The following is a 5,397-nucleotide window of genomic DNA, read 5'->3' as shown; positions in this document are numbered from 1 at the left end:
CCTCGAACTTCGCCTCGTGGTAGTCAGCCATCGAGAGGCCATGATGCCCCACGGTGCCTGGGCGTGGGCTGGATCAGGCGACGGACTCGTCACCGAGATAGATCTCCATCGACATCGGTCGCCTGACGACCCGGACCTGGGGCGCGACGCTGGTGTAGACGTGCCCGGTCGGTGTGGTGGTCTCGATGGTGTGGAGGTCGGGGTGCCCGGCGGGTCCGGGCCGGGGTCTGGCCCGCCAGCCGATGGCTTCTTTCGCGATGTTGCAGGCCTTGCAGGTGCCTTGCCCGTTGACGAGGCTGGTCGGGCCGCCGTCGGCGAGCCCCTGGGCATGGTCGTTGTCGGCGATCGGCGCGTCGCACCAGGGGGTGCGGCAGCGGCCCTGGTCGCGGAGCCCGATGAGGGCGGCGAGGCCGTCGGGGAAGCGCCTGGAACGCGACTCGGCGGCCACGAGGCGCCCGGTCGCGGGGTGCGCGTACAGACGTCGGAGTGCGGCCAGCCCGTGCTCGTGGGCCCGGTGGATCAGGTGGCGCGCGACGTCGGCCGGGATGGGGCCGTAGCCCGCCACCCAGCCGGGCTCGTCGTCCACGCCGAGCAGCGTGGTGTCGGCCAGCACCACGTCCGCACGGACCGGGACCTGGTCGGCGGACGCCTGACCCGTGACCAGCTCGACGAGCCGGTCGGCCATCAGCTGGCCCTTGCTCCGGGGATCACCGGCGGCGATCCGGGCGAGCGCCCAGGAATGCAGGGCTGCGTAGACAGCGACGCCCTGCACGACCGGCAGGAGTGCTCCGAGACGCATCATGGTGTCGGGTGCGGGCCGAGACGTGACCCGACGGTCTGCGACCGCCTGCGCCGAGCGCTTGACGAAGGCCTGAGGGTCGAGCCGGTAGGCGAGCTTCTGCACCTCGGCCTCGAGCTGTCGCTCCCCCAGCGACTCGAGCCACTCGGGGTCGCCGGCGATCGCCAGGTCGACCCTGGCGCGCAGGTCCGGTGACAGGCACTCGGTGTCGCGGGCGACGATCGAGGCCTTGAGCTCGGTGATCCGCCCCGCTCGCAGGGCATCGCGAGTCTCGGGCAGGTCCTGCAGGCGGGTGGCCAGGTGCAGCAGCTTCTTGCCGCGGTGGTGGGACACCCGCCGCGCCAGGGCGATCTGGGCGGCCACCCCGCGGCCCTGCCGCTCGGCGCGCACGCCGGCCCGCGCCTGCTCGGCGCGCTGGGAGGCGTCGAACGCGACGCTGACGTCGGCCTGCGCGCCCTCGAGGGCGCACTTGAGCTCCTCGGCCGCCCGCAGGAAGTCGATCCGCTCGGCGTCGGTCATCGCGGAGGCCGCGCCACCGGACACCCGTGCTGTGAACGCCTGGACCTCGGCGGCCGACGGCAGCACCGCGGCGGCGCCACCGGCGCTGCCTGCGGGTCCATGCTGCCCGAGATCCTTCATGGCAACCACGCTAGACGCGACCACCGACAACGCCCCGCAGGCCGCTGACCTGCGCAAACGTCGTTCGGGTCAGCTCGCGCGGACGTCGATCTTGCCCGTCACCGCCGCCGTGATGAGGGCTGCGCGGCGCTCCTTGAGGAGGGCGATCAGCTCGCGGCATTCGGCGGTCAGCTCGTCGATCTGGGCGGTCCGCCCTCGAAGCGCCGCGAGCGCCGCGCGTTGGTCGTCGACCGGCGGCAGGTCCATCGGAAGGTTCAGGATGTCGGCCTGGCTGATGTTCTGCATCGAGTGGCTCGCGCCGGACGCCTCGAGCTCGATGAGATCCCTCAGCGGTCGGGTGCCGAGTCGCAGGGCGACGTACTCCGGCTCTGCGGCCGACTCGTCCACGGTCAGTGCGTACAGCTTGTCGCTGAGCATGAGCCGCGGGTACTCCCCATCGATCACCGCGGCGCTGCCCACCAGATCGCGAGTGCTCGCGCGCGACACGACGATCTCACCGCGACGCACGACGGTCTCCGGCCGAGGCTCCACGTCATCGGGCAGCCTCTTGTTCTCCTCGGGACGGAAGGCGCCACGGTTCACACAACCGGTCTTGAGGACTCCCCACTCCGCCTCATCAGCCGGAACAGCCTCGCACTGGGGACTCCAACCCTGCCGAACCCGGGTCACCACGTGTCGGAGGCGTTGACCGCTCGCCGGCCCCCCGGACACGGCGTCCAGCACCATGGTCGTCCGTCGCTCGGCCATCGACGCGAGCAGGGCCTCCTGTTCGGCGATCAGCTCGTCGATGACCGCGGTCTCCCGGTCGAGCTGCTTCGCAATCTCATGTTGCTCGCGCAAAGGCGGCACGGGGATCACGATGGATTTCATCGACGAGTACCGGGTTGACCACAAGTCGGCGACGATCCCATTCCCCCAGCGATAGAACTCCTCCTGGAACGCGGAACTCCTCAGCAGGTGGTGCACAAATGCGGGATCTAGCTGCCGCGGGGTCAGGACGATCGAGATGACCGATACCGAGCCATCGAGCTCGGCTGTGCCGGACGATCCTCTCCGATCGGAGCGGCTGTTGATCACGAAGTCGCCAGCCCGAACAAGCCTTCGATTGTCGTTAAGGCTCGTCTTCGCGACGTCATCGAGTTGTGGAACGATCCCGCGGTTCGTCACCGAGAGCGGCATGAAGTCCGCATCGCTGACGGTCTCAGACCGCTGCTCGAACTCCGCTCCCACTCGCGAGAGACGCCAGCCCTGAGGGATGTGCCCGAGCCACCCGGCTCCAGACTCCTTGTAGGCGGGATAACCCCTCACGCCTGCACCTGCGCGAACAGCTCCTGGATCCTCGTGATCCGCTGGGCGATCTCGGCGTCGATCTCCTCCAGCGGCCGGGGTGGTGTGTAGACGTAGAAGTGCCGGGTGAACGGGATCTCGTACCCCACGCGGGTCTTGCTGTGGTCCACCCAGGCGTCGGGGACGTGCGGCAGCACCTCGCGGGCGACGTACTCCTCGATCCCCTCGGTGAGCGGCACGCGCTCGGTGTCGCGCAGCGCCGGGTCCGGCTCGACGTTGCCCTTTGCGTCGCGGCAGACGTCGGCGTCCGGGTCGTGCTCACCGATCGCGGAGACGATCGCCTTGACCACCGGCGCCGGGAGTGCGAGGCCGGCGTCCTTGGCGCGCTTCTTGAGGTCGCGGACGAAGGTGTCTCGTGACATTGAGTCGATCGCGGCGGCCAGCACTGCGCGCAGCGTGGACTGATCGTCCTCCGAGAGCTTCGCGACCGCCTTCGCGGCCAGCACCGCGTCGACCTTGGCCGGTGTGACGGTGAAGGACAGCTGCAGCGGGCGCTCGACGGTGATCTGCCGATAGCCGAAGTCGGTCGTGTCGAAGATCTTCGACTTCTCCCCGGCGTCGAAGGCGTCGTACAGACTCACGATCGTCCTGATATCGGCGTCCGTGAGCTCGCGGCGCTTGGAGCCGAGCGACTTGCGCATCTTCGACCAGTAGCCGGAGCCGTCGACGAGCTGCACCTTTCCTCGGCGCTCGGGCCGCTTGTCGTTGTCGAGGATCCAGATGTAGGTCGCGATGCCGGTGTTGTAGAACATGTCGGTCGGAAGGGCCACGATCGCCTCGAGGAGGTCGTGCTCGAGCAGGTAGCGGCGGATCTCGGACTCCCCCGAGCCCGCGCCGCCGGTGAACAGCGCCGAGCCGTTGAGGACGATCCCGACGCGTCCGCCGCCTTGGGTCACCGGCCGCATCTTCGAGACCAGATGCAGCAGGAACAGCAGCTGCCCGTCACTGATCGCGGGCAGCCCGGGCCCGAACCGTCCCTCGAAACCCAAGTCGCGGTGCTCGGCGCGCACGACCGCCTCGGAGCGCTTCCACTCCACGCCGTACGGCGGATTCGCGAGACAGTAGTCAAAGGTCCGGCCCGCGTGCTTGTCGTCGGCAAGGGTGTCGCCGAACGCGATCGCGCCGACGTCGTAGCCCTTGATGACCATGTCGGACTTGCAGATCGCGTAGGACTGGTCGTTGAGCTCCTGGCCCGCGAGCACGATCTCGGCCGACTCGTTGTGCTCCTTGATGTGCTCCTCGGCGAGCGCGAGCATGCCGCCGGTGCCGGCCGTCGGGTCGTAGATGTGTCGCACGATGCCGGGCTTCGTCAGCGCCTCGTCGTCGGGCGCCAACAAGAGATCGACCAACAGCTGCACGGCATCGCGCGGGGTGAAGTGCTCTCCGGCGGTCTCGTTGGACGACTCCGCGAACCTGCGGATCAACTCCTCGAAGATCGCGCCCATGTCGGCATTCGTGACCCGATCGGGATGGAGGTCGATCGCGGCGAAGTCCTTGGTGACCAGGTAGAGCAGATCGGCGCCATCCAGCTTGGCGAGCGTCTTGCCGAGCTCGAACTGCTCGAAGATGTCTCGGACGTTCGGCGAGAAGCCCAGCACGTAGTCCTCGAGGTTGGCGCGCAGCTGGGCGGGCTCTCCCAGCGCCTTCGTGAGGTCGTAGGCGGAGGTGTTCCAGAAGCTCAGGCCCGTCACGCGGGGCATCCCGATCTCGGGCGGCAACCCACCGGGCTCAGAAGCGGCCGCGAGGACCGCCTGCTTGGTCGGGGCGAGCAGGCAGTCCAGGCGCCGCAGCACGACGAACGGCAGGATGACCGCGCCGTACTGAGCCGGCTTGTAGGTGCCGCGCAGCAGGTTGGCGATCCGCCAGATGAAGGCCCCGTGGTTGTTGACGACCGTCTGGTCCATCCGCCGAGCACTCATGACGCACCATCTTGCCCGACCGCTGTCGGGCTCGCCGCGGGTACCGCCCGATCAGCTCAGCCGTCGGCCGCGAGGCCCTGTCGCTGGAGCGACGCCGGCCGTGCCAGGGTGTCCCGCGTGGACCTCCCCACCCAACCCGACGACCGATCGCCGGAGTTCGCGCGGTTCTGGTGGGGCGAGGCCGTGTCGGGGCTGGGCACCGCGATCACGACGCTGGCCCTGCAGACGGTCGTGCTCACCACGCTGCACGGCGGCACGACCGAGGTCGGCTGGCTCAACTCGGCGCGGTGGCTGCCCTACCTGCTGCTCGGCCTGGTCGTCGGAGCGCTCGTCGACCGGGTCCGCCGCCGGCCGGTCATGGTGGTCACCGACCTGAGCCGCGCCGGCCTGCTCGCGCTGATCCCGCTCGCCTGGACGTTCGACGTCCTCAGCCTGCCGCTGCTGCTGGTCGTCGTCGTGCTGTTCGGGACGGTCTCGCTGGTCAACGACGCCGCGTCGATGTCGTTCGTGCCACGAGTGGTGCCGCGGCACGGGCTGCAGCGGGCCCATGCCCGGCTCGACGCGGCGGACGCCGTGTCCCAGACGGCCGGGCCGGCCGTCGCGGGCGCCCTGATCCGGATCGTGGGCGCGCCGCTGGCGGTGCTGGTCGACGCCGCGACGTACGTGTTCTCGGCCGCCATGGTGCTCTCGCTG

4 protein-coding genes are annotated in these 5,397 nt (G+C 69.6%); 1 reads left to right on the top strand and 3 read right to left on the bottom strand.

The window, feature by feature from the left end; translation table 11 throughout:
- Positions 1 to 73: 73 nt before the first annotated feature.
- From VGD85_RS02195 to VGD85_RS02185, 3 genes are all read right to left on the bottom strand, one after another.
- Entirely contained in the window at positions 74 to 1,438 is a 1,365-nt protein-coding gene (locus tag VGD85_RS02195; RefSeq protein ID WP_331061816.1) for an HNH endonuclease, read from the bottom strand.
- A 69-nt stretch (positions 1,439 to 1,507) separates the two neighbouring features.
- Positions 1,508 to 2,617 carry a hypothetical protein gene (locus VGD85_RS02190; RefSeq protein ID WP_331061815.1) on the bottom strand — a complete coding sequence of 370 codons (1,110 nt, stop codon included), beginning with the start codon at positions 2,615 to 2,617 and terminating at the stop codon, positions 1,508 to 1,510.
- A 125-nt stretch (positions 2,618 to 2,742) separates the two neighbouring features.
- On the bottom strand, positions 2,743 to 4,704 hold the full coding sequence (locus VGD85_RS02185; RefSeq protein WP_331061814.1) for a class I SAM-dependent DNA methyltransferase: 1,962 nt from the start codon (positions 4,702 to 4,704) through the stop codon (positions 2,743 to 2,745).
- 117 nt (positions 4,705 to 4,821) lie between these two features.
- Between VGD85_RS02185 and VGD85_RS02180 the strand changes: the two genes are divergently transcribed.
- Positions 4,822 to 5,397: MFS transporter (locus tag VGD85_RS02180; protein WP_331061813.1), on the top strand; the 576-nt coding region annotated here is incomplete at its 3' end.

The organism is Nocardioides sp. (genome assembly GCF_036401255.1).
Taxonomy (GTDB): Bacteria; Actinomycetota; Actinomycetes; order Propionibacteriales; family Nocardioidaceae; genus Nocardioides.
The sequence above is the reverse complement of the archived record's forward strand: the minus strand, read 5'-3'. Positions and strand labels throughout refer to the sequence as shown.